Genomic DNA, 26,694 nt, shown 5'->3' on the forward strand with positions numbered 1-26,694 from the left:
TCCCCACCGCATGACCTGGCGGAGCCAACCACAGATTGCCGGGGTCGGTCGAAAAACTTTTGCTCGTTCCTCGCAAAACTTTTTGGCCCGACCCCGGCAATCTGTGGTAGCCCTTCGGGCAGGTCATACGGTGGGGAACACGAAGGCCCCTTGTGGCTGGTAGCCCGAACCAAAAGCACGCCGCTGCGCGGCGGAAGCGTCGGCGTGCGGCATCGGCTGTTGGGGGTTGTCGCAGTGGGTGGTCATTGGTTGGACTTCGGCGTGCCGGCCTCGGTCGTCCCGCGATGAACGTCCGATTATTCCACGATGAGAGCCCCGCGAAGCGTGGTCGATAGCGTCGGACAAGGGCACTGCCCAATCCGCTTCGAAAGCGAGGACCCGCTCATGACCGCCCAGATCGACCTGGCGAACCTGGATCTCACCGACGACCCGGAGACGCAGAACGACGTGTTCCTGGTCGCCTTCAACTCCGGGCAGGGGGCCATCTTCGACAGCCTCTACCGGGACGACTCGATCTCCAACCTCTCCGGTGGGCCGCTCACCGGGGCCGCGCGCACCGAGGCGATCACCAAGCTGCTCGCCACGAAGCCCGAGCTGAAGTCGAAGGTCAAGTCCTACTACTCCACCGGTGACACCTCGCTGATCATCGTCGACTACGACCTGGTCATCACGCTGGAGGACGGGCGCAAGCAGCGCATCCTCGGCAAGTGCACCGACGTCCTCGTGCGCGGCGAGGACGGCAAGTGGGTCATGGCCGTCGACCGGCCGGTCGCCGACGAGGTCCACGACCTCTGAACCCCGGGCGTGGGCCGTGCGCGAGCGGTGCGCCCGGCCCACGCTCCCCGAAGGGAAAGGACGTGCGATGGACCTGGCTCCCGAACTCTCGGCCGTGACGCCGGCCGAGATGCGTTCCACGCTGGGCCGGTTCGCCACCGGTGTGGTGGTGCTCAGCGTCGGTGGTGAGCACATCCACGGGATGACCGCCAACGCGTTCAGCTCCGTCTCCCTCGACCCCCCGCTCGTGCTCTGCTGCATCGCCCGCACCGCCACCATGCACCGCGCCATCACGGCCTCCGGGCACTTCGCGACCTCCGTGCTGCACGCGGACCAGGAGGGGAGCGCCCGGCACTTCGCCGACCGCACCCGGCCCGCCGGGCGGGCGCAGTTCGACGCCGTCGACTGGGTGCCCGGCCCGCACACCGGGGCGCCGGTGCTGGCCGACGCGCTGGCGTGGCTGGAGTGCGAGTTGACCGACGTCCACGAAGCCGGTGACCACTCGGTGTTCATCGGCCGGGTGCTGGCCACCGGCAAGGGGGCGGGGCAGGCGGGGCTGTTGTTCTTCAACGGTGCCTACGGGCAGGTCGGGACTACCGAAGGGCCACGATGAGCATTTCCGAGATGGAGGTCCGGCCCGCCACGCGGCCGACCCCGCCGCCGCGCACGATGAGGTCGCTGCGGGACCGGCGCGACGAGCTGACCAGCCGGGTCGCGCTGGGCAACCAGAAGGCCGTGGCGCGCCAGCACGGGCTGGGCAAGCGGACGGCCCGGGAGCGGCTGGAGCTGCTGCTCGACGAGGGGTCGTTCGTCGAGGTCGAGATGTTCCGGCGGGGGACCACGGGCGCGCACACCGACGGCGTGGTGGCGGGGTCCGGCACGGTCGAGGGGCGGCGGGTGTTCGTCTACGCGCAGGACTTCACCATCTCGGGTGGGTCGCTGGGCGCGGCGCACGCCGAGAAGATCCAGAAGGTGATGGACCTCGCCGTCGCGACCGGGTCGCCGATCGTCGCGCTCAACGACAGCGGCGGCGCGCGGATCCAGGAGGGGGTGATGGCGCTCAACGGGTACGGCGGGATCTTCCGCCGGCAGGTCGAGGCGTCCGGGATCGTCCCGCAGATCTCCGTGGTCCTCGGGCCGTGCGCGGGCGGTGCGGCGTACTCGCCGGCGTTGGCGGACTTCACGTTCATGGTGCGCGAGACCGCGCAGATGTACCTGACGGGTCCGGACGTCGTGGCCGCCGTGAGCGGCGAGCGGGTCACGCACGACCAGCTCGGCGGCGCGGACGTGCACGGCGGGATGTCCGGCGTGGCCACGTTCGTGCACGACGACGAGGAGAGCTGCTTCGCCGACGTCCGCCACCTGCTGTCCCTGTTGCCCGCCAACAACCTCGAACCCGCGCCGAGCTACGAGTGGACCGCCGGTGACCACCTGCGGCCCGCGTTGGCCGACTTGGTCCCCGTGGAGCCCAACCGGCCCTACGACATCCGCGCGGTGATCGCGGAACTGGTGGACGACGAGGACTTCCTGGAGGTCCACGAGGGTTGGGCGGCCAACGTGGTGTGCGCGTTCGCCCGCATGGGCGGCCAGGTGGTGGGCATCGTCGGCAACCAGCCGTTGATCCTGGCCGGCGTCCTGGACACCGCGGCGTCGCAGAAGGCCGCCCGGTTCGTGCGGTTCTGCGACGCGTTCAACATCCCGCTGGTGACGCTGGTGGACGTGCCGGGGTTCCTGCCGGGCACCGACCAGGAGTACGGCGGGGCCATCCGGCACGGCGCGAAGCTGTTGTACGCGTACTGCGAGGCGTCCGTGCCGCGCGTGCAGGTCATCCTCCGCAAGGCCTACGGCGGCGCGTACATCGTGATGGACTCGCGGTCGATCGGCTGCGACCTGTCGCTGGCCTGGCCCACCAACGAGATCGCGGTGATGGGGGCGGAGGCGGCGGTGAACGTCATCCACCGCAAGGAACTCGCCGCCGCGGCCGACCCGGCCGAGTTGCGGGCCGCGCTGGTGGTCGAGTACGCCGAAGAGCTGGTCCACCCGTACTACGCGGCCGAACGCGGCCTGGTGGACGACGTGATCGACCCGGCCGAGACCCGGGCCGCCGTGCTGCGCGGGCTGGCGATGCTGCGCGACAAGCGCCGCCGCGCACCGGCGCGCAAGCACGGCAACGTTCCGCTGTAAGCGCATCTACTGGGGAGGTCGAGCACCGCGCCAGTCCATTGTGGACGGCGCGGTGTTTCCGCGTGTGCCGGTCAACGGAGGAAAGCGTGAAGCGGCCCACCGACCGGGGGGCTGGTCGGTGGGCCGCCGTGGGTGGGCTGAGCCCCTCTGGGGGGTGGGGGTTCAGCCCGGTAGCAGGGTGAGCGGGTTGTCGCGCAGCGCCGTGCACACCGCGCGCAGGCCGATCACCAGCTGGTCGATCTGGGCATCCGTGATGCCGATGGACGGTTCGAACCGGAGCGTGTGGCCGGCGCTGGCGGTCGGGAAGACCCGCACCCGGTGGTGGTTGAGCAGGAAGCCCGCCACCACGTAGCCCGCCAGGCCGGTCCGGGCCAGCTCGCCCAGCGGGTCCGGCGCGCCGGTCTGGTCGTGGAACTCCAGGCCCAGCATCAGGCCGCGCCCGCGGACGTCGGCCACGACGGTCGGGAACTCCGCCGCCACCGACCGCAACGCCTGCTTGAGCGCGGTGCCGCGGGCCGCCGCCCGCTCGTAGGCGTCGGAGCTCTCCAGGAAGTCCACCACGCGCGACCCGATGTGGCAGGAGAACGCGTCCTTGGCGAACGTGGAGCTGTGCAGCAGTTCGAACTCCGGCACGTACGCCGACTGCCGCACCAGCAGCACCGACGTCTTCGCGATGCCGCCGCCCAGCGCCTTGGCCAGCACGATGTAGTCGCCGAGCAGGCCGACGTGCGAGGCCGCGTAGAACTTGCCGGTGCGGCCCACGCCGGTCTGGATCTCGTCCACCACGACCGGGAACCCGTGCGCGTCGGCCACCGCGCGGATGTCCGCCGCGACGACCGGGTCGAGCACGTGGATGCCGCCCTCGCCCTGGATCGGCTCGACGAAGAACGCCGCGACCACCGGCAGGTCCCGCTCGACCACCTGGCCGTCGTGGACGTCCAGCACGGTCACCCGGCTCTCCTCGACCGCCTTCGCGACCTCGCCGCCGGACACGAACCGCGCCGGCACGGCCAAGGCCCGGAACGGCACGCGGTAACCGGGGTTGTGCGTCAACTGCACGCTGCCGGCGAGCTTGCCGTGGAACGAGCCTTCCAGCGTCAGGAACACCGGTGGCGTGTCGTACCGGCTCTCGTTGTGCTCCCGCACCCGCGCGGCGAGGTCGGCGGGCGCGTCCGCCAGGTGCTCCTCGATCTCCGCGCGCAGCGCGGCGACCCGTGCGCCGCGGGCCATCTCGGCGTGCTTGAGCGCGACCTCCACGGCCTCCGCGCCGGTGTTGGCGAACACCGCCGAGTACGGCTCGAACGTCCCGAACTCCCGCCACAGCACGCGGTTCAGCGCGGCGGCGAGGTCGTTGGCGTACGGGTGGTAGGAGAACTGGGCGTGCACCGGGACGCCGCCGGCGAGCAGTTCCCGGGCGTGCGCCACGATCTCCGGGTGGTTGTGGCCCAGCACCAGCGAGCCGTAGCCGCCGACGAAGTCGACCACCGGGACCTCCTCGCCGGAGGCCTTGCGCCACCACAGGGTGTCGCCCTCGCCGCGCACGTACTCCGCGTCCAGGCCGAGCTGGGCGAGCAGCCCGCGCAGGTGCGCCTCGGCCAGTTCGAGCGCCATGTCAGTTGTCGCCGAACGGGTTGTCGATGGCGTAGCGCCACTTGCCGTCCGAGCCCTTGCGCAGCACGTCCAGGCCGGTGCCGGACAGCGAGCCCTCGCCCTCGATGTCGAAGGTCCAGTCCACGACCAGCAGCGCGGTGTCGCCGGTCACGTAGGACTCCTTGACCTCGGCCCGCATCACGGGCTTCTTGGCCATGAACTCCTCCACCGCGGCCTCGTGCTCGGCGCCGCTGATCGGCTTCTCCGGGTCCCAGATGGACACCGCGTCCTCGGTGTAGAGGGACAGCACGGTGGCCACGTCGCCCGAGTTCATCGCGCGGACGTACAGCGCGGTCATCTGGGTGGCGTCCTCGGGCAGCGCGAAGTTCGTGGTCATGGCGGACCAGTCCTTTTCTGCGGGATCGGGATTCGACGGGACCGACGAAACCAGGGGTCGGTCACGCCCCGGTAATCCGGTCGCCGCGAGAACGCCCGACGACCGTTTCGTGACTGGGGGAGAACTCCCGCCGGATAGAACGGTCGGTGCGGAAGGACCCAGCTCGCGGAAGGCGTTGTCGATGACGAACCTGGACGACTCGGTCGCGGTGGTCGGCGTCTCGTGCCGGTTGCCCGGCGCGGCGGACCCGGCGGCGTTCTGGCGGCTGTTGCGCGCCGGCCGGGACGTGGTGACCGAGGTGCCCGCCGACCGGTGGGAGGCGCTGGCACCCGGGACGAAGGCGGTGCGCGGCGCGCGGTTCGGCGCGTTCCTGGACGGCGTCGGCGACTTCGACGCCGGGTTCTTCGGCATCTCGCCGCGCGAGGCCGCCGCGATGGACCCGCAGCAACGGCTGGTGCTGGAGCTGGCGTGGGAGGCGTTGGAGGACGCGGGGATCGTGCCGGCGGCGCTGGCGGGCACGGGCGCGTCGGTGTTCGTCGGCTCGCTGCGCGACGACTACGCCGGGCTGGCGCTCGGGCGCGGCGCGATCACCCAGCACACCAACACCGGCACGCACCGCGGCATCATCGCCAACCGGGTGTCCTACGCGCTGGACCTGCGCGGGCCGAGCGTCGTGGTGGACACCGCCCAGTCGTCGTCGCTGGTCGCCGTGCACCTGGCGGCGGAGAGCGTGCGGTCGGGCGAGTCGCCGGTGGCGCTGGCGGCGGGCGTGAACCTGAACGTCCTGGGCGAGGGCGCGCTGGGCGCGGAGAAGTTCGGCGGCCTGTCGCCGGACGGGCGGTGCTTCACGTTCGACGCGCGGGCCAACGGGTACGTGCGCGGCGAGGGCGCGGCGGTGCTGGTGCTCAAGCCGTTGCGGGCCGCGTTGGACGACGGTGACGACGTGTACGCCGTGCTGCGCGGCAGCGCGGTCAACAACGACGGCGCGACCCCCGGCCTGACCGTGCCGGACGCGTCGGCGCAGGCGGCGGTCGTGCGGGCGGCGCAGCGACGGGCCGGGGTGGGCCCGGAGGGTGTGCAGTACGTGGAGCTGCACGGCACGGGCACGCCGGTCGGCGACCCGGTCGAGGCGGCCGGGCTGGGCGCGGTGTTCGGGTCGCGGCCGTCGCCGCTGGCCGTGGGGTCGGTCAAGACCAACATCGGGCACCTGGAGGGCGCGGCCGGGATCGTGGGGCTGCTCAAGGCGGTGCTGGCGATCCGGCACCGGGAGCTGCCGGCGAGCCTGAACTTCGTGACGCCGAACCCGGCGGTGCGGTTGGGCGAGCACAACCTGACCGTCCACACGGGACTGTCGGCGTGGCCGGAGCCGGAGCGGCCGTTGGTGGCCGGGGTGAGTTCGTTCGGCATGGGTGGCACGAACTGCCACGTGGTGGTCGCCGAGCCGCCGGCGCGGGCGCCTTCGGTGTTCGGGGGTCCGGTGTTCGGTGGTCCGGTGTTCGGGGGTCCGGGGTTCGGTGGTTCGGGGTTCGCGGTGGTGCCGGTCTCGGGCCGTGGTGCCGGGGCTCTGCGGGCGCACGCGGCGTTGTTGCGGGTGACCGAGGGGTCGCCGCGTGACCTGGGGTGGTCCCTCGCGACCACCCGTACCGCGTTCGAGCACCGGGCCGCCGTGGTGGCGGAGGACCGGGCGGGTCTGGACGCGGGGCTGGACGCTCTCGCGGCGGGCATCCCGATGCCGAACGTCGTGACCGGGGTGGTCGGTGACGGCCGGGTCGGGGTGGCGTTCACCGGTCAGGGGGCGCAGCGGGTGGGGATGGGGGCGCGGTTGTCCGACGCGTTCCCGGCGTTCGCGGCGGCTTTCGACGAGGTGTGCGCGCACCTGGACCCCGGGTTGCGGGACGTGATCGCGTCCGGTGCGGGGTTGGACGACACCGGGTGGACGCAGCCGGCGTTGTTCGCGGTCGAGGTGGCGTCGTTCCGGTTGCTGGAGTCGTGGGGTGTGCGGCCGGACGTGCTGGTGGGGCACTCGATCGGCGAGGTGGCCGCCGCGCACGTCGCGGGGGTGTTGTCGTTGGCCGACGCGTGTGCCCTGGTCACCGCGCGCGGTCGGTTGATGCGGGCGTTGCCGGCCGGTGGGGCGATGGTCGCGGTCGAGGCGGCCGAGGACGAGTTGGACCTGCCCGACGGTGTCGCGCTGGCGGCGGTGAACGGGCCGCGGGCGGTGGTGCTGTCGGGTGCGGAGGACGCGGTGTTGTCCTTCGTCGGATCGTTGAACAAGAGGACGAAACGGCTCCCGGTGAGCCACGCCTTCCACTCGCCGCTGATGGACCCGATGCTCGACGACTTCCGAGCGGTGGTGGCGGGTCTGACGTTCAACAATCCCACGATCCCCATCGTCTCGACGGTGAGCGCGGACGCGGACCTCGCCGACCCGGAGTACTGGGTGCGGCAGGTGCGGGAGCCGGTGCGGTTCTTGCGGGCGTTGCGGGCGCTGGAGGTCCCGACGCTGGTGGAGGCCGGGCCGGACGCGGTGCTGTCGGCGCTGGCCGGCGAGGTGGGCATCCGGTCCTTCCCGCTGATGCGCCGGGGCCACGACGAGCAGGTGACCGCGCTGACCGCGTTCGCCGGGCTGCACACGCGGGGCGTGGAGGTGGAGTGGCCGGCGGGGCGGCGGGTGAAGCTGCCGACCTACCCGTTCCAACGCGAGCACCACTGGCTGACCGAACCACGAACCGCACCCGCCACCGGGCCGACCGCCGCCGGGCCGGCCGCTGCCGGGCCGACCGCTGGCGGGCCGACCGCTGCCGGGCCGGCCGCCGTGCCCGCCGGGCCTGCGAGCGCCGGGTTTGTGAGCGCCGGGTCTGCCGCCGATGCGTCCGCCGCGTCCGCTTCCGCCGGCGCGCGAGCCGAGGTGGCGCAGCTCGTCGTCCGGCACGTCGCGGCCGTGCTCGGGGCCGATCCCGCCAAGGTCGATGTGCGGCGGCCCTTCCGCGATCTCGGGTTCGACTCGCTCATGGGCGTCGAACTGCGCGAGAACCTGGCCGGCGCGATCGGTCGCCCCCTGCCCACCGGGTTGCTGTTCGAGCACCCCACCCCGCGGGCGGTCATCGCGTTCCTCGAAGGCGCGGCCGAGGAGCACTCGCCGGCCGGTGGACACACCGCGGCCGACCCCGCCGAGCCCATCGCGATCGTCGGCATGGCGTGCCGCTTCCCCGGTGACGTGACCTCCCCCGAGGACCTGTGGCGGCTGGTCGACGACGAAGTCGACGCGATCGGGCCGTTCCCCGCCGACCGGGGCTGGCCCGCCGACCTCTACGACCCCGACCCCGACCGGTCCGGCACGACCTACGTGCGCGAAGGCGGGTTCCTGGTCGGCGCCGGCGAGTTCGACGCCTCCTTCTTCGGCATCTCCCCGCGTGAAGCCCTCGTGATGGACCCCCAGCAACGCCTGCTGCTCCAGACCGCCTGGGAAGCCGTCGAACGGGCGGGCATCGACCCCGAGGCGCTGCGCGGCAGTCGGACCGGCGTGTTCGTCGGCGGCACGGCCGGCGACTACGGGCCGCGCATGCACGAAGCGTCCGACCAGGCCGAAGGGCACGTGCTCACCGGCGCGACACCCAGCGTCATGTCCGGCCGCATCGCCTACCAGCTCGGGCTGGTCGGCCCGGCGCTGACCGTGGACACGGCCTGCTCCTCCTCCCTGGTCGCCCTGCACCTCGCGGTCCGGTCGCTGCGCAGCGGCGAGTCGGCCACGGCCATCGCGGGCGGCGTCACGGTGATGGCCACGCCCGGCATGTTCCTGGAGTTCTCCCGCCAGCACGGCCTCGCCGGCGACGCCCGCTGCAAGTCCTTCGCCGCCGACGCGGACGGCACGGCGTGGGCCGAGGGCGTCGGGCTCCTGGTGCTCGAACGGCTCTCCGACGCCCGCGAACGCGGTCACCACGTGCTCGCCGTCATCCGCGGCAGCGCCATCAACTCCGACGGCGCGTCCAACGGCCTCACCGCGCCCAACGGCGGCTCCCAGCAACGGGTCATCCGGCAGGCGCTGGCCGACGCCGGTCTGTCCACTGCGGACATCGACGTGGTCGAGGCGCACGGCACCGGCACGTCGCTGGGCGACCCGATCGAGGCGGAGGCGATCCTCGCCACCTACGGCCAGGACCGCGACACCCCGCTGTGGCTCGGCTCGCTGAAGTCCAACATCGGCCACGCCCAGGCGGCGGCCGGCGTCGGCGGGGTCATCAAGCTCGTGGAGGCGATGCGGCACGGCGTCATGCCGCGCACCCTGCACGTCACCGAGCCGACGCCGAAGGTGGACTGGACCGCCGGCCGCGTGGAGCTGTTGACGAGCAGGCGCGACTGGCCCGCCGACCGGCCGCGCCGGGCCGCCGTCTCGTCGTTCGGCATCAGCGGCACCAACGCCCACCTGGTCCTGGAGCAGGGTGAAGAAGCGCCGACGACGGTCACGCCGACCGCGCTGCCGGTGCCGTGGGTGTTCAGCGGGCGTGACGTCGAGGCGGCGCTGGCCCAGGTCGAGCGGGTGCGCGGGCGGCGGGACGTGGCCGAGGTGGCGCGGGCGTTGGCCGAGCGCACCCGGTTCGACCACCGGGCGGTGCTGGTCGGGGCCGGCGCCGACGAGCTGGCCCAAGCGGTCCCGGTGACCGGCAGTGCCCTCGCCGGGCGCACGGCGTTCCTGTTCACCGGGCAGGGCGCGCAGCGCGCCGGCATGGGCCGCGAGCTGTACGACGCGTACCCGGTGTTCGCGCGCAGCCTGGACGCGGTGGTGGCCGCGTTCGAACCGCACCTGGAACTCCCCTTGCGGGACCTGATGTTCGGGGACCGGCCCGAGCTGCACGAGACCCGGTACACCCAGCCCGCCCTGTTCGCGTTCGAGGTCGCGCTGTTCCGGCTCGCCGAGCACCACGGGCTCAAGCCCGACCTGCTCGCCGGCCACTCGATCGGTGAACTGGTCGCGGCGCACGTCGCCGGCGTGCTCACGCTGGAGGACGCGGCCACGCTGGTCGCCGCCCGCGGCCGGCTCATGCAGTCGGCTCGCGGGGGCGGCGCGATGATCGCCGTCCAGGCGACCGAGGCCGAGCTGGGCGAGCTGCCCGAGGGCGTCGCGGTCGCGGCGGTGAACAGCCCGAACTCCGTGGTGCTGGCCGGCGATGACCACGCGGTGACCGAGGTGGCGTCGCGGTTCGAGCGGACCCGCCGGCTCCAGGTCAGCCACGCGTTCCACTCGCCGCACATGGACGACGTGCTGGACGAGTTCCGCGCGGTCGCCGGGACGATCACCCACCGGGAGGCGGAGATCCCGGTCGTCTCCACGGTCACCGGCGACCTGCTGGAAGCCGACGCCGACCACTGGACGCGGCAGATCCGCGCCACCGTCCGGTTCGCGGACGCCGTCGCGACGCTCGCCGAGCGCGGCGCCGCGGTGTTCGTGGAGATCGGCCCGGACGCGGTGCTCGCGCCGCTGGCCGAGGCGTGCGGCGTCACGGCGGTGGCGTTGGGGCGCAAGGACCGGCCCGAGGCGGTGACGGCCGTGCGCGGCATGGCCCACGCGCACGCCCACGGCGCGCCGCTGGACGTCGTGTCGTTCGTGCCGGGCGCGGACCGCGCGGAACTGCCGACCTACCCGTTCAAGCGCGACCACTACTGGCTCACCTCCCGCCCCCGCGCGACCGGCCTGGCGACCACGGCCGTCGAGTTGGCCGAACGGGACGAGGTCGTGCTGTCCGGCGAGGTGTCCCTGGCGGCGCAGCCGTGGCTGGCCGGGCACGTCGTCAACGGCGCGGTCCTGGTGCCGGGCACGGCGTTCCTGGAACTCGCGCTGGCGGCGGGGGACCGGGTCGGGCTGCCGCGCGTGGACGACCTGACGCTGGAGTCGCCGCTGGTCGTGCCGGCCACCGGGGCGGTGCAGGTGCAGGTGGCCGTGCGCGAGGGCCGGTTCACCGTGCACTCGCGCCAGGACGGCTGGCAGCGCCACGCCTCCGGCACCCTCACGACGGGAAGCGCCACCCTTGACTCGTTCCCGTGGCCGCCGGAGGCCGACGAGGAGCCGCTGGACGACGTCTACGACCGGCTGTCCGCGCTGGGCTACGACTACGGCGAGCCGTTCCGCGGCCTGCGCGGCCTGTGGCGGGACGGCGACACCGTCTACGCCGAGGTCGCCGTCACCACCCCGGTGACCGGGTTCGTCGTGCACCCGGCCCTGCTGGACGCCGTCCTGCACCCGCTGGTCCTCGAACCGGCCGGGCCGGGCCGGATCCGCCTGCCGTTCGCGTGGAGCGGTGTCGAGTTGGCCGCCGGCGCGTCCACCCTGCGGGTCCGCATCACGCCGAGCGGCGCGGACACCTTCGCCCTCGACCTCGCGGACGGCGCGGGCACCCCGATCGGGCGGATCGACGGCATCACGCTGCGCGCGGTCGCCCGGGACGGTCTCGCGGGCGGTTCGACCTTCACCGTGACGTGGACCGAGGTGGCGCGCGGCGAGCAGGCCGGTGACCTGGTGGTCATCCCGCCCGCCACGACCGACGACCCGCGGCTGGCCACGCGCCGCGCGTTGCGCCTGGTCCGGGAGTGGCTGGAGGAGGACCACGACCCGGCCGACCGGCTGGTCTTCCACACCCGCCGCTCGATCGCGGCCGTCCCGGGCGAGCCCGTGGACGACCTGGCCAACGCCGCCGTGTGGGGCCTGGTGCGGGTGGTGCAGTCCGAGCATCCGGACCGCGTGGTCGTGGTGGACGCGGACCACGCCGACGACGTGGCGGCGGCCGTGGCGACCGGGGAACCGCAGGTGGCGGTGCGCGAGGGCCGGTTCCTGGTGCCCCGGTTGGCCCGGACCGACCTGGGCGAGCCGGTGCGGCTGGCGGGCACGGTCCTGGTCACCGGCGGCACGGGCGGGCTGGGCGCGCTGGTCGCCCGGCACCTGCACGAGCACCACGGCGTCCGCGACCTGCTGCTGGTCAGCCGGCGTGGCCTGGACGCGCCGGGAGCCCGCGAGCTGGCCGACGAACTCGGCGCGCGGGTCGCCGCGGTGGACGTGGGCGACCGGGACGCGCTGGCGGAACTGCTCGCCGGGGAACGGCTCGGCGCGGTCGTCCACGCCGCCGGCGTCCTGGACGACGCCACCACCACGGCGTTGACCGACGCCCAGGTGGACCGCGTCCTGGACCCCAAGGCGCTGGCCGCGCGGCACCTGCACGAACTGGCCGGTGATGTGCCGGTGTTCGTGCTGTTCTCCTCCATCTCGGGCGTGCTGGGCACGGCCGGCCAGGCCAACTACGCCGCCGCGAACACCTATCTGGACGCCCTCGCCGCCCACCGCCGCGCGCGGGGCCTGAGCGCGGTGTCGCTGGCGTGGGGCCTGTGGGACGCGGGCATGGGCGAGACCCTCGGTGACGCCGACCTCGCCCGCTGGGCCCGGTCGGGCGTCGCGCCGCTGGAGCCGAAGCGGGGCTTGGCGTTGTTCGACCGGGCGCTGTCCGGCGACCAGGGCCTGTTGGCGCCGGCCGCGCTCGAACCGTCCCGTGTGGACGGTGCGGTGCCCGGTCCGTTGCGCGGGCTGGTGAAGCGCCGCACGACCACCAAGGCCGTGTCCGCGCTCACCGAGGCGCAGGCCGTGGACCTGGTGCGGTCGCTGGCGGCGGCGGCCCTGGGCCACGCCGACGCCGCGGCGGTGGACCCGGAGAAGGCGTTCCGCGAGCAGGGTTTCGACTCGCTGGCGGGCGTGGACCTGCGCAACCGGCTGATCGCCGCGACCGGCCGCAAGCTGCCCACCACGCTGGTGTTCGACCACCCGACGCCGGCCGCGCTCGCCGCGTTCCTGGTGGCGGGCAACCGCAGGGAGGCGACCACCACGGCCGCCCGCACCGACGAGCCGATCGCGATCGTCGGCATGGCGTGCCGGTTCCCCGGCGGCGTCCGGTCGCCGGAGGACCTGTGGCGGCTGGTCGCCGAGGGCCGTGACGCGATCTCGGGGTTCCCCACCAACCGGGGCTGGGACGTCGAGGCGCTCTACGACCCCGATCCCGAACGCCTGGGCACCAGCTACACCCGGCACGGCGGGTTCCTGCACGACGCGGACCTGTTCGACGCGGCCTTCTTCGGCATGTCGCCGCGCGAGGCGCTGGCCACCGACCCGCAGCAACGGCTGCTGCTGGAGACGGCGTGGGAGGCGTTCGAGGACGCGGGGATCGACCCGGCGACGCTGCGCGGCAGCCGGACCGGCGTGTTCACCGGCGTGATGTACGACGACTACGCCTCGCGCCTGCCCCAGACGCCCGAGGAGGTCGAGGGGTTCCTGTTGGCGGGCAACACCTCCAGCGTGATCTCCGGCCGCCTGGCCTACACCTACGGGCTGGAGGGGCCGGCGATCACCGTGGACACGGCGTGCTCGTCGTCGCTGGTCGCCCTGCACCTGGCCGCGCAGGCGCTGCGCTCCGGCGAGTGCGACCTGGCGCTGGCGGGCGGTGTGACGGTGATGGCCGGGCCGTCGACGTTCGTGGAGTTCTCGCGGCAGCGCGGGCTTTCGCCCGACGGGCGGTGCAAGTCGTTCTCCGCGTCCGCCGACGGCACCGGGTGGTCCGAGGGCGTCGGCCTGCTGCTGGTCGAACGGCTGTCCGAGGCGCGCAAGCGCGGCCACCGCGTGCTGGCCGTCGTGCGGGGCAGCGCGGTGAACTCCGACGGCGCGTCCAACGGCCTGACCGCGCCCAACGGCCCGTCGCAGGAGCGGGTGATCCGGGCCGCGCTGTCCGCCGCCCGACTGTCCACTTCGGACGTCGATCTGGTCGAGGCGCACGGCACCGGCACGACGCTGGGCGACCCGATCGAGGCCCAGGCGCTGCTGGCCACCTACGGCCAGGACCGCACGCAACCGCTGTGGCTGGGCTCGCTCAAGTCCAACATCGGGCACGCGCAGGCGGCGGCCGGTGTCGGCGGGATCATCAAGGTGGTGCAGGCGATGCGGCACGGCGTCATGCCGCGCACCCTGCACGCCGACGACCCGTCGCCGCACGTCGACTGGACCTCGGGCGCGGTGGAACTGCTGACCGAGCCCCGGGAGTGGACCGCGGACCGGCCGCGCCGGGCGGCGGTGTCGTCGTTCGGCATCAGCGGCACCAACGCGCACGTCGTGCTGGAGGAGGTGCCCGAGCGGGTCGAGGCCGACCGCGTGACGCCGCTGGACGTGCCGTGGGTGCTGTCCGCGCACGACGACACCGCGTTGCGGGCCCAGGCCGAAGCCCTGCATGCCCACCTGGCCGCGCACCCGGACCTGCGCCCCGCCGACGTCGGGCTCACGCTGGCCCGGCGGCCGTTGCTGGACCGCCGCACGGTGGTCTTCGGCGCGGACGCCCTGCTCGGCGAGTTGGCCATCGGGGACGGCGGCGGGCGCGGCAAGACCGCGTTCCTGTTCACCGGCCAGGGCAGCCAGCGCGTCGGCATGGGCCGCGAGCTGTACTCCCAGCCGGTGTTCCGGAAGGCGCTGGACGAGGTCTGCGCGTTGCTGGACCCGGTGCTGGACCGTCCACTGCGGACGGTGCTGTTCGCCGAGCCGGACAGCGCGGACTCCGCCCTGCTGGACCAGACCGCCTACACCCAGGCCGCGCTGTTCGCCGTCGAGGTCGCGCTGTACCGCTACGTGGAGCACCACGGCGTGCGCCCGGACTTCGTGTTCGGCCACTCCGTGGGCGAGGCCGCCGCCGCGCACGTCGCGGGCGTGTTCGACCTGGCCGACGCGTGCACGCTGGTCGCCGCGCGCGGCCGGGCCATGCAGTCGGCGCGCGAGGACGGGGCCATGGCGGCGATCGAGGCCACCGAGGAGGAGGTGCGGGAGACGCTGGCCGGGGTGGTGGCGGTCGCGGCCGTCAACGCGCCGCGCTCGACGGTCGTCTCCGGCGACGAGTCCGCGGTGGCCCGGCTGATCGAGCTGTGGTCGGGCAGGGGACGCCGCACGCGGCGGCTGCCGGTGAGCCACGCGTTCCACTCCCCGCACATGGACGGGGTGCTGGCGGCGTTCCGCGCGGACCTGGAGGCGGTGGTGTTCCGCGCGCCGGAGATCCCGGTCGTGTCGGACGTGACCGGTGACCTGGCCACCGACGGGCAGTTGCGCTCGCCGGAGTACTGGGTGCGGCACATCCGCGAGGCCGTGCGGTTCGCGGACGGCGTCCGGACGCTGGAGGCGCTCGGGGTCACCGAGTTCCTGGAGCTGGGGCCGGACGGCGTGCTGACCGCGTTGACCCGGCAGTGCCTGACCGGTGAACCGGGGTCGGCCGTGCCGCTGCTGCGGGCGGGCCGGCCGGAAGCGGCGACCGCGCAGGCCGCGCTGGGCGTCCTGCACACCCGCGGCCTGCCGGTGACCTGGGACTTCGGCGACGCCCGGCCGGTCACCCTGCCGACCTACCGGTTCCAGGGCCGCCGGTTCTGGCTGGACGCGCCGCGCGCGGCCCGGTCGGCGGGCGCGCTGGGCCTGTCCGACACCCGCCACCCGGTGCTGGGCGCGGCGGTCGAACTGGCCGGCGGCGACACCGTGGTGCTGACCGGGCGCGTGTCGGCGGGCACCGACGCGTGGCTCGCCGACCACCGGGTGCGCGACGACGTCCTGGTGCCGGGCACGGCGTTCGCCGAGCTGGCGCTGGCGGCCGGCGCGCACGTCGGCCTGCCGCACCTGGTGGAGCTGACGCTGTCCGCCCCGCTGGTGCTGGGGGTCGCGCGGCTGCAGGTGACGGTCGGTCCGGAGGAGGGCGGGCGGCGGTCGGTGACCGTGCACGCCCGGCCGGACGACGAGTCGCCGTGGGAGCTGCACGCGTCCGGCGCGGTGGGCGGCGCCGGTTCGGAGCCGGTCGGGTTCGAGGTGCCGGCCGAGGCCGTGCCGGTGGACCTCGACGGCGTGTACGACCGGTTGGCGGAGCACGGCTACCACTACGGGCCGGCGTTCCGGAACCTCGTGGGGCTGTCGCGGGTCGGCGACGAGCTGTTCGTGGAGCTGGCGGCCGTGGAGAACCGGGGGTTCCTGGTGCACCCGGCGGTGCTGGACGCGGCTCTGCACTCGCTGCTGCCCGGTGTCGCGGACGACGACGCCCCGGCGGTGCTGCCGTTCTCGTGGAGCGGCGTGACCGTGCACTCGGGCGCGCCGGCGGCGCGGGCGCGGTTGACGCGGCGCGGGTCGGCGGTGTCGATCGTCGTGGTGGACGCGGCCGGGCGGCCGGTGCTGACCGTGGACGAGTTGGCGTTGCGGCCGTTGGGCGGTAAGGCGGTGCGCGGGCTGCACGCCCTGACCTGGCGGCCGGTGGCGCCGGGCGAGCCGGGACCGTCGGTGCCGGTGCACCGGGTGCCGGCGTTGCCGGCGCGGGAGGCCGTGCACCACACGCTGGACGTGCTGCGCGGGGCCGACGGGCCGTTGGCGGTCGTGGTGCGCGACGGGCTGGAGCACGCGGCCGTGCGCGGCCTGGTGCGGACCGCTCAGGCCGAGCAGCCGGGCCGGTTCGTCCTGGTCACGGCCGACGATGGCGAGCCGGTGGACACCGCCGCGCGGCTGGGTGAGCCGGAGGTGGCGGTGCGCGGCGGCCAGGTGTTCGTGCCGCGCCTGGCGCGGACGCCGTCCGCCGAGCGCGGGATCGACTGGGGGACCGGTCCGGTGCTGGTCACCGGCGCGACCGGGGCGTTGGGCGCGGTGCTGGCCCGGCACCTGGTGCACGTCCACGGCGTGCGGGAACTGGTGCTGCTGAGCCGGCGCGGTGGTGCGGCTCCGGGCGCGGCGGAGTTGACCGCCGAGCTGGGCGTGACCGCGCACCTGGTGGCGTGCGACGCGGCCGACCGGGACGCGCTGGCCGCCGTCATCGAGCGGTACCGGCCCACGGCGGTCGTGCACACGGCCGGTGTCGTGGACGACGGCGTGCTGGCCAAGCTCACGCCCGAGCAGGTGGACAGGGTGCTGCGGCCCAAGGTGGACGCGGCCTGGAACCTGCACGAGCTGGCCGGGGACGTGTCGGCGTTCGTGCTGTACTCGTCGGTCGCGGGCCTGCTGGGCACCGCCGGCCAGGGCAACTACGCGGCGGGCAACGCCTACCTCGACGCCCTCGCCGAGCACCGGCACGCCGCCGGCCTGCCCGCGGTCTCGCTGGCGTGGGGCCTGTGGGAGACCGAGAGCGAGCTGTCCGGCGGACTGTCCGAAGTGGACCTGCGGCGGCTGGCCCGGTCGGGCCTGGAGCCGCTCGCGGCCGACGAGGCGATGGACCTGTTCGACGCGGCCCTCGCGCACGGCGCGCCCGTGCTGGCGGTGACCCGGTTCGACCAGGCCGCACTGCGCGGCCGGGACGACCTGCCCGCGGTGCTGCGCGACATGGTCCGCCCGCGGCGGGCGGCGACCCCGGTCGTCGCCGAGCCGACGGACCTGCCGGGTCTCGTGCGGGCCAAGGTCGCCGCCGTCCTCGGGCACGACGACCCGGCCGCGATCGACACCCGCCGCGCGTTCACCGAGCTGGGCTTCGACTCGCTGACCGCGGTCGAGCTGCGCAACCAGCTCGGCGCGGCCACCGGCCTGGACCTGCCGACGACGGTGGTGTTCGACCACCCGAGCCCGGACGCGCTCGCCGACCACCTGCGGTCGCTGGCCTCGCCCGCCGACGAGCCGGTGGTGGACCGCCTGGAAGCCCTGATCCGCGCCGGCGCGCTGGACGACGCCGCGCTGGACCGCCTGCGCGCCCTGCTGGGCCGCCCCGCCCTGGACACCGACCTGGACGCAGCCGACGACGAGGCGTTGTTCGCGCTGGTCGACGAGCTGGACTAGGAGAGAAAGTGGCTGACGAAGACAAGCTCCGGGACTACCTGAAGAAGGCGATCGCCGAGGCGCGCGACGCCCGCCGGCGGCTCAAGGAGGTCGAGGACCGGGAGCAGGAGCCGATCGCGATCGTCGGCATGGCCTGCCGGTACCCGGGCGGGGTGGGCACGCCGGACGAGCTGTGGCGGCTGGTCGCGGAGGGCCGGGACGCGGTCTCGGCGTTCCCGACCAACCGCGGCTGGCCCGCGGACCTGGTGGACCCCGACCCCGAGCGGGCCGGCCGGTCCACCAGCGGGCACGGCGGGTTCCTGCACGACGCCGACCGGTTCGACGCGGCGTTCTTCGGCCTGTCGCCGCGCGAGGCGCTGGCCGTGGACCCGCAGCAACGGCTGCTGCTGGAGACGGGGTGGGAGAGCGTCGAGAGCGCGGGCATCGACCCGGAGTCGTTGCGCGGCAGCCGGACCGGCGTGTTCGTCGGAGTCATGTACAACGACTACGGGTCGCGGCCGGACCTGCCGCCCGACGACGTCGAGGGCTACCTGTTCAGCGGCAGCGCGGGCAGCATCGCGTCCGGGCGGCTGGCCTACACGTTCGGGCTGGAGGGGCCCACCCTGACCGTGGACACGGCGTGCTCGTCGTCCCTGGTCGCGGTGCACCTGGCGGCGGCGGCGCTGCGGCGCGGGGAGTGCTCGCTGGCGTTGGCGGGCGGGGCGACCGTGATGTCCACGCCGACCGCGTTCATCGAGTTCTCGCGGCTGCGCGGGTTGGCGTCGGACGGGCGGTGCAAGTCGTTCTCCGACCACGCCGACGGCACCGGGTGGGCCGAGGGCGTCGGGGTGCTGCTGCTGGAGCGGCTGTCGGACGCGGTGGCCAACGGTCACCCGGTGCTGGCGGTGGTGCGCGGCAGCGCGGTGAACTCCGACGGCGCGTCCAACGGCCTGACCGCGCCCAACGGCCCGGCGCAGGAGCGGGTGATCCGGGCGGCGCTGGCGTCGGCGGGGTTGTCCACTTCGGACATCGACCTGGTGGAGGCGCACGGCACGGGGACGACGTTGGGCGACCCGATCGAGGCGCGGGCGGTGCTGGCGACGTACGGGCGGGGCCGTGCCGAGCCGGTGTGGCTGGGGTCGTTGAAGTCGAACATCGGGCACGCGCAGGCGGCGGCGGGGGTCGGCGGGATCATCAAGGTGGTGCAGGCGATGCGGCACGGCGTGATGCCGCGCACGCTGCACGCCGCGGAGCCGACCCGGCACGTCGACTGGGCGGCCGGCGGGGTCGAGCTGTTGCAGGAGGAACGGCCGTGGGAGCGCGGCGACCGGCCACGCCGGGCGGGCGTGTCGTCCTTCGGCTTCGGCGGCACCAACGCCCACGTGATCCTGGAGGATCCCGCCGCCGATGACACCGCCGATGAGGAGGTGATCGCCTCGGGGGCCGGGGTTGCGGCCGGGGGCGGGGCGGGGCGGGATGTGCCCGTGCCGCCCGTGCCGCCCGTGCCGTTCGTGTTGTCGGGGCGCAGTCCGGACGCTGTGGCCGAGCAGGCCCGTCGACTGGCCGGTGTGCGTGGTCGGGATGCGGCGTTCACCCTTGCCATGCGCACACCCATGCCGTACCGGGCGGCGTCGATCGACCTGGCCGACATGCCGGTGGCGGTGGTGCCGGAGGGTGGCAAGGTGGCGTTCGCGTTCACCGGCCAGGGTGCGCAGCGCGTCCGGATGGGGCTGGAGTTGGCGGCGGCCCACCCCGTCTTCGCCAAGGCGTTCGAGGAGGTGTGCGCGCACCTGCCCGTCCGCGAGGTGGTCGAGTCGGGCGTGGACCTCGACCTCACCGGGAACGCTCAGCCCGCCCTGTTCGCGGTCGAGGTGGCGTTGTTCCGGCTGCTGGAGTCGTGGGGCGTCCGCCCGGACTTCCTCGTCGGCCACTCCATCGGCGAACTCGCCGCCGCCCACGTGGCCGGCGTCCTGTCGCTGCCCGACGCCTGTGCCGTCGTCGCCGCGCGTGGTCGGTTGATGCAAGCCCTGCCGGCCGGTGGCGCGATGGTCGCGGTCGAGGCGGCCGAGGACGAGTTGGACCTGCCGGAGGGCGTCGCCGTCGCGGCGGTGAACGGGCCGCGTGCGGTGGTGTTGTCCGGTGCCGAGGACGCGGTCCTGCGGTACGTGGGATCGTTGAACAAGAGGACGAAGCGGCTCTCGGTGAGCCACGCGTTCCACTCGCCGCTCATGGACCCGATGCTGGACGACTTCCGGGCCGTGGTCGCGGGAGTGTCGTTCAACAATCCGACGATCCCCATCGTGTCCACGGTCGGGGCGGACGCCGACCTGACGGACCCGGAGTACTGGGTGCGCCAGGTGCGGGAGCCGGTTCGGTTCTTCGATGCGCTGAAGAGCCTGCGGGACAGAGGTGTCCGCACGGTTGTCGAGCTGGGGCCGCAGGCCGTGTTGGCCGGGTTGACGGCTGCCGCCTACGACGACGTGAAGGCCGTGCCGCTGTTGCGTGCCGACCACGACGAGCCACGAACGGTCGCGCAAGCGCTCGCGGAGTTGTACGTGCGGGGCGTGGACCCCGACTGGGCAGCGGTGTTCGAAGGCGCGCGGAAGGTCCCGCTGCCCACCTACGCCTTCCAGCGCAAGCGGTTCTGGCTCACGCCCGTCCGCCGCGCCGGGGACGTGTCGGCGGCCGGCCTGCGGTCCTCCGGGCACCCGCTGCTCGGCGCGGCGGTCGAACTGCCCGACGGCTCGACCGTGCTCACCGGCCGGCTGTCCCTGGCCACCCACCCGTGGCTGGCCGACCACCGCGTGCACGGCACGGTCGTCCTCCCCGGCACCGCCCTGCTCGAACTCGCGGGCGACGTCGCCGAACTGACCCTGTCCGCGCCACTCGTCGTCCCGGCCGACGGCTCGATCACCGTCCAGGTCGTCCGCACGGACACCACGGTCGAGATCCACTCCCGCCGGGACGACGAACCCTGGACCCGCCACGCGACCGGCGTCCTCGACACCGAACCCCTCCCGGCCGACCACCTCACCGACTGGCCGCCCGCCGGCACCGAGACCACCGCGTCCTACGACGGCCTCGACGCGCACGGCTACGGCTACGGCGACACCTTCCGCGCCCTGCGCAAGGTGTGGCACGCGCCCACCGGAGAGCTGTTCGCCGAGGTCGAGGCGGACGTGGAGGCCGGCTTCGCGGTCCACCCGGCGCTGTTCGACGCGGCCCTGCACCCGCTGCTGCCCGGCGTCGTCCAGGACGGACCGGCGCGCATGCCGTTCTCCTGGTCCAACGCCCGGTTCCACGGCACCGCCGGCACGTCGCTGCGCGTCCGGCTCACGCGCCGGGGCCCCGACTCGGTCGCGGTCCTGCTCGCCGACGCCGCCGGCACGCCCGTCGTCTCGGCGGACCTGGCGCTGCGGCCGTTGTCCGGCCCGGTGACCGGGGTCGAGCTGCTGTTCACCCCCGATTGGCGCACGACCCCGGTCCAGGTGGACCGCGTCCTGCACGCGGACCCGGGCGAAGGCACCCTGCCCGAGCGCACCCGCCGGGTCACGCACGAAGTCCTGGCCGAGCTGCGCGCGTGGATCGCCGACGGCGAGGGTGTGCTGGGCGTCGTGGTGACCGACGACCTCGCCCACGCCACCCTGCCCGGCCTGGTCCGCAGCGCGGCGACCGAGCACCCGGGCCGCTTCGCCGTGCTGCGCGACGGTGAGGCGGTCGAGCAGGTCCTGGTCCCGGCGCAACGCCCCGAGCAGGACGGCCCCGCCTGGGACACCGTCCTGGTGACCGGCGCGAGCGGCGCGCTGGGCGGCGTGATCGCCCGGCACCTGGTCACCCGGCACCGGGCGCGCAAGCTCGTCCTGCTCAGCCGCAGCGGCGCCGCCCCGGCGGTCGAGGGCGCGGAAGTCGTCGCCGTGGCGTGCGACGCGGCCGATCGGGACGCGCTGGCCGCCGTGCTGGCCGAGCACCCGGTGACGGCCGTCGTGCACGCGGCGGGCGTGGTGGACGACGGCGTGCTGGACGCGCTGACCCCCGAGCAGGTGGACGACGTCCTGCGGCCCAAGGTGGACGCCGCCTGGAACCTGCACGAGTTGGCCGGTGACGTCGAGGCGTTCGTGCTGTACTCGTCGATCGCCGGCGTGCTCGGCACGGCCGGGCAGGCGAACTACGCGGCGGGCAACACGTTCCTCGACGCCCTGGCCGCCCACCGCCGCGCCGAGGGCCTGCCCGCGACCTCGCTCGCGTGGGGCCTGTGGGAGTCCGACAGCGCGCTGTCCGGCGGGCTGTCCGAAGTGGACCGCAAGCGCATCCGGCGGCTCGGGCTGCGGCCCATCGCGGTGGAGGAGGCGCTCAACGCGTTCGACGCGGCCGTGGCCACCGGCGCGCCCGTGCTGGCGGTGACCGGCCTCGACCGCGCCGCCCTGCGCGACGACCCGCACCCGGCCCTGCGTGAACTCGCGCCGCGCCGGGCCACCGCCGCGCCGCGCGCGGTGCCCACCGACGTCCGGGCGCTGACCGACTTCGTCCGCACCCACGTCGCCGCCGTCCTGGGCCACGGCGACCCGTCGGGCATCGAGGCCAGGCGGGCGTTCACCGAACTGGGCTTCGACTCGCTGACCGCCGTCGAACTGCGCAACCGGCTCGCCGAGGCGACCGGGCGGCGGCTGCCCACGACCCTGGTGTTCGACCACCCGTCCCCGGTCGCGCTGGCCGAGTTCCTCGCGGGCCTCCTGGTGCCGGCCGATCCCCCGGCGACCGAGCGGGCGGTCCCGGGCGACGACGAGCCCATCGCGATCGTCGGCATGGCGTGCCGCTACCCGGGCGGTGTCACCTCGCCGGACGACCTGTGGCGGCTGGTGGCGGACGGGGTGGACGCCATCGGCGGGTTCCCGGTCAACCGGGGCTGGGACCTCGACGCGCTCTACCACCCCGACCCCGCGCACCCCGGCACGACCTACACGCGCCACGGCGGGTTCCTGCACGAGGCGGACCTGTTCGACCCCGAGTTCTTCGGCATGTCCCCGCGCGAGGCCGTGGCCACCGACCCGCAGCAACGGCTGCTGCTGGAGACCGCGTGGGAGGCGTTCGAACGGGCGGGCATCGACCCGGCGCGGGCGCGCGGCAGCCGGACCGGCGTGTTCACCGGCCTCATGTACCACGACTACGGCACGGGCGGCGCGCTGCCGCCCGAGCTGGAGGGCTACCTGGTCGGCGGAACGTCGGGCAGCGTCGCGTCCGGCCGCGTGGCCTACGTGCTGGGCCTGGAGGGTCCGGCGATCACCGTGGACACGGCGTGCTCGTCGTCGCTGGTGGCGCTGCACCTGGCGGTCAACGCGCTGCGGCGCGGGGAGTGCGACCTGGCGCTGGCGGGCGGGGCGACCGTCATGGCCACGCCCACGGCGTTCGTGGAGTTCTCGCGCCAGCGCGGGCTGTCGCCGGACGGGCGGTGCAAGCCGTTCGCCGCGTCCGCCGACGGCACCGGGTGGTCCGAGGGCGTGGGCGTGCTGCTGGTGGAACGCCTCTCCGACGCGCGGCGCAACGGGCACCGGGTGCTGGCGGTCGTGCGCGGCACGGCGGTCAACCAGGACGGCGCGTCCAACGGCCTCACCGCGCCCAACGGCCCGGCGCAGCAACGCGTGATCCGGGCCGCCCTGCACGCCGCCGGTCTCGAACCGTCCGATGTGGACGCCGTGGAGGCGCACGGCACCGGCACGACGCTGGGCGACCCGATCGAGGCCGAGGCGCTGCTGGCGGTGTACGGGGGTGAGCGGGACCGGCCGCTGGCGCTGGGGTCGCTCAAGTCCAACATCGGCCACACGCAGGCGGCGGCCGGCGTCGGCGGGATCATCAAGGTGGTCCAGGCGATGCGGCACGGCGTCCTGCCCCGCACCCTGCACGTGGACGAGCCGTCCCCGCACGTGGCGTGGACCCCCGCCGTCGAGCTGCTCACCGAGCCCCGGGAGTGGCCCGCCGACCGGCCGCGCCGGGCCGCGGTGTCGTCGTTCGGCATCAGCGGCACCAACGCGCACGTCGTGCTGGAGGAGGCGCCCGGGGCGGCGGTCGTCGAGCGGGCGGCCGGGCCGGTGCCGGTCGTGGTGTCGGCCCGCACGCCCGAGGCGTTGACCGCGCAGGTCGAGGCCCTGGCGCGCACGGACGTCCCGGTGGCCGACCTCGCGCACACCCTGGGCACCGGCCGGGCGCTGCTGGAGCACCGGGCCGTCGTCGCCGCCGAGAGCCCGGCCGACCTCGCGCACGCGGTGGTGCCGCCGCGGGCGCGCGACGGGCGGCTGGCGTTCGTGTTCACCGGCCAGGGGTCGCAGCGGGTCGGCATGGGGCTGGAGCTGGCGCGGGCGTTCCCGGTGTTCGCGCGGGCGTTCGAGGAGGTCTGCGCGCACCTGCCGGTGCGGGCGGCGATCGAGTCCGGCGCGGGCCTGCACGACACCGGGACCGCGCAGCCCGCGCTGTTCGCGGTCGAGGTGGCGTTGTCCCGGCTGCTGGAGTCGTGGGGCGTGCGGCCCGACGTCGTCGCCGGGCACTCGATCGGCGAGATCGCGGCGGCGCACGTGTCCGGGGTGCTGTCCCTGGCCGACGCGTCCCGGCTGGTCGCGGCGCGCGGCGCGTTGATGCAGGCGTTGCCGGCGGGTGGCGCGATGGTCGCCGTGCAGGCCGCGCCGGAGGAATTGGCGCTGCGCGACGGCGTCGCGATCGCGGCGGTCAACGGCCCGCGGTCGGTGGTGCTGTCCGGCGTCGCGGAGGCGGTGCTGGCGTGCGCCGAGGGCTTCAGGCACACGCGGCTGACCGTGAGCCACGCGTTCCACTCGCCGCTGATGGACCCGATGCTGGCCGACTTCCGCGCGGTGGCGCGGGAGTTGACCTACCGGCAGCCGGAGGTCCCGGCCGTGTCCACGGTGACCGGCGGTGACGCGGACTGGGCCGACCCGGAGTACTGGGTGCGGCACGTGCGGGACACCGTGCGGTTCCACGACGCCGCCACCGCGCTGGTCGAGGCGGGCGTGACGACGTTCGTGGAGCTGGGGCCCGACGCCGTGCTCACCGGTCTGCTGGCGGCCGTGCTGCCCGAGGGCGCCGCGGCGGTGCCGGCGCTGCGCCGGGACCGGTCGGAGCACCGGACGGCGGTGGAGCTGTTCGGCCACCTGCACGCGCGCGGGATCCCGGTGGACTGGTCGGTGTTCCCCGGCGACCGGGCCGAGCTGCCGACCTACCCGTTCCAGCGCGAGCGGTACTGGCTGACCACCCGGCCGCGCTCGGCGAGCGGCCACCCCGTGCTGGACGCGGCCGTGCCGGTGGCGGGGCGCGACGAGGTGCTGTTCACCGGCGTCGCGACCGCGCCGCTGGGCGGGGCGGACGTGGCCGACCTGGTGTGGCACGCGGGCCGCGAGGTCGGGTTCCCGGTGGTGGACCTGGACGTCGCGGCGCTGCCCGGCGCCGGGCGGGTGCAGGTGCAGGTCGGCGAACCGGCCGGCGACACGCGCCCGGTCGCGGTGCACGCCTGGCAGGACGGGTGGGTCGAGCAGGCCCGCGGCACCCTGCGCGCCGGACCCGCGGTGGACGCCCGCGTCGACCTCGGGCTGCTGGACCCCGACGACGCCGACCCGGTGGTGTGGCGGGGGCTGCGCGCCACCGCGCCGGGCACGGCGGTCCGGTTCGCGGACGGCTTGTTCACCGACGAGCGGGGGCGCGAGGTCGCCCGGGTGGACGTGGAGTTCCGCGCCCTGAACCGGGTCCCGCTCTACGAGGTGGTGTGGCGGCCGGTCGAGCTGCCCGCCGCCGGCGGGGTCGTGCCGGACGTGGTCCGGGTGACCGCCGGGCCGGACCCGGTGACCACCGCCCACACCGAGACCCGGCGCGTGCTGGCCGAGCTGCGCGCGCGGGCCACCGGCGACGCCGGGCTGGTCGTGCTCACGCCCGACCCGGCCGACCCCGGGGTGGCGGCGGTCTGGGGCCTGGTGCGGGCCGCCCAACTGGAGGCGCCGGGCCGGATCGTGCTGGTCGGCGGCACCCCGGGCGACCTCGCCGCCGTGGTGGCGTCGGGCGAGCCGCAGGTGGTGTTCCGCGACGGGCGGGCGTTCGCGCCCCGGCTGGCGAAGGTCGTGGCCGACACCCGGCCGGTCGGCGACGCGGTCGTGCTGCGGCCCGAGCGGCCCGCCAAGGCCGTGCTCGCCGCGCTCACCGACGACCTGCTGGCGGACGCGTTGCGCGAGACCGTGGACCGGGCGTGGGAGCTGCACACGACCGTGGCCGCCGAGCTGGTGTTCGTGTCCACTGTGGACGAGGTCGGGTCGGCGCACCACGCGGCCGGCACGGCGTTCATGGAGGCGTTGGCCCGGCAGCGGCACGCCGACGGCCTGCCCGGCGCGGCGGTCGTGGGCGAGCTGGTGCTCACCGACCGGCCGGCCGTGGTGGCGGCACCGCTGTCCGCCCTGCCCCGGACGGCGTTGCTGGGCGACCTCGTGCGCCCCGCCCGGCGCGTCCCGCTGGCCGAACGGCTCCTGGACGGCGACCGCGAGCGGGTCGTGGCGGACGTGGTGCGCACGCAGGTCGCCGCCGTCCTCGGGCACGGCGACCCGCGCCGGATCGACCTCGACAAGCCGTTCAGCGACCTCGGGTTCGACTCGCTGACCGCCGTGGACCTGCGCAACCGGCTGGTGGCCGAGACCGGCGTCCCGCTGGCGGCGACGCTGCTGTTCGACCACCCGACGCCCGCCGCGCTCACCGGCGTCCTGCTGGAGCGCCTGGCGCCCGCCGCCGCGCCCGACGAGCTGGACGCGCTGGAGGCGGCGCTGACCGACGCCGACGGCGAGCGGCGGGCCGAGGTGGCGGTGCGGCTGCGCGCGCTGCTGGCGCGGCTCGGCGACCCCGAGCCCGAGCCGGAGCCCGTCCGCACCGAGTTCGACTCGACCGCCGACCTGTTCGACTTCATCGACCACCAGCTCGGTCGCGCCACGAGCTGAACGACCCA

The 26,694-nt window shown here is 74.9% G+C and carries 7 protein-coding genes; 5 read left to right on the top strand and 2 right to left on the bottom strand.

Annotated elements, in window-relative coordinates; all coding sequences use genetic code 11:
- The first annotated feature begins 384 nt into the window (after positions 1–384).
- The 3 genes from AB0A74_RS33195 to AB0A74_RS33205 all read left to right on the top strand — a co-directional run bounded on the left by AB0A74_RS33195 (position 385) and on the right by AB0A74_RS33205 (position 2,958).
- On the top strand, positions 385–795 hold the full coding sequence (locus tag AB0A74_RS33195; protein WP_358255755.1) for a nuclear transport factor 2 family protein: 411 nt from the start codon (positions 385–387) through the stop codon (positions 793–795).
- A 67-nt stretch (positions 796–862) separates the two neighbouring features.
- Complete coding sequence (locus AB0A74_RS33200) at positions 863–1,387, top strand: flavin reductase family protein (RefSeq protein ID WP_358255757.1); 525 nt, start codon at positions 863–865, stop codon at positions 1,385–1,387.
- 56 nt (positions 1,388–1,443) lie between these two features.
- On the top strand, positions 1,444–2,958 hold the full coding sequence (locus AB0A74_RS33205) for an acyl-CoA carboxylase subunit beta (protein WP_358255771.1): 1,515 nt from the start codon (positions 1,444–1,446) through the stop codon (positions 2,956–2,958).
- 162 nt (positions 2,959–3,120) lie between these two features.
- Here the strand turns inward: AB0A74_RS33205 and AB0A74_RS33210 are convergent, their stop codons facing one another.
- Positions 3,121–4,569, bottom strand: coding sequence for an aminotransferase class III-fold pyridoxal phosphate-dependent enzyme (locus AB0A74_RS33210; RefSeq protein ID WP_358255759.1), 1,449 nt, complete (start codon positions 4,567–4,569; stop codon positions 3,121–3,123).
- 1 nt (position 4,570) lies between these two features.
- Complete coding sequence (locus AB0A74_RS33215) at positions 4,571–4,945, bottom strand: nuclear transport factor 2 family protein (protein WP_358255761.1); 375 nt, start codon at positions 4,943–4,945, stop codon at positions 4,571–4,573.
- A 181-nt stretch (positions 4,946–5,126) separates the two neighbouring features.
- Between AB0A74_RS33215 and AB0A74_RS33220 the strand changes: the two genes are divergently transcribed.
- Together AB0A74_RS33220 and AB0A74_RS33225 are read left to right on the top strand one after the other, a co-directional pair.
- A complete protein-coding gene (locus tag AB0A74_RS33220) occupies positions 5,127–17,735 on the top strand; it encodes a type I polyketide synthase (RefSeq protein ID WP_358255763.1) in 12,609 nt (4,202 codons plus the stop codon).
- 8 nt (positions 17,736–17,743) lie between these two features.
- Entirely contained in the window at positions 17,744–26,686 is an 8,943-nt protein-coding gene (locus tag AB0A74_RS33225; RefSeq protein ID WP_358255765.1) for an SDR family NAD(P)-dependent oxidoreductase, read from the top strand.
- Positions 26,687–26,694 lie beyond the last annotated feature (8 nt).

This window comes from Saccharothrix sp. NPDC042600, assembly GCF_040647305.1.
GTDB classification, from domain to species: domain Bacteria; phylum Actinomycetota; class Actinomycetes; order Mycobacteriales; family Pseudonocardiaceae; genus Actinosynnema; species Actinosynnema mutabilis.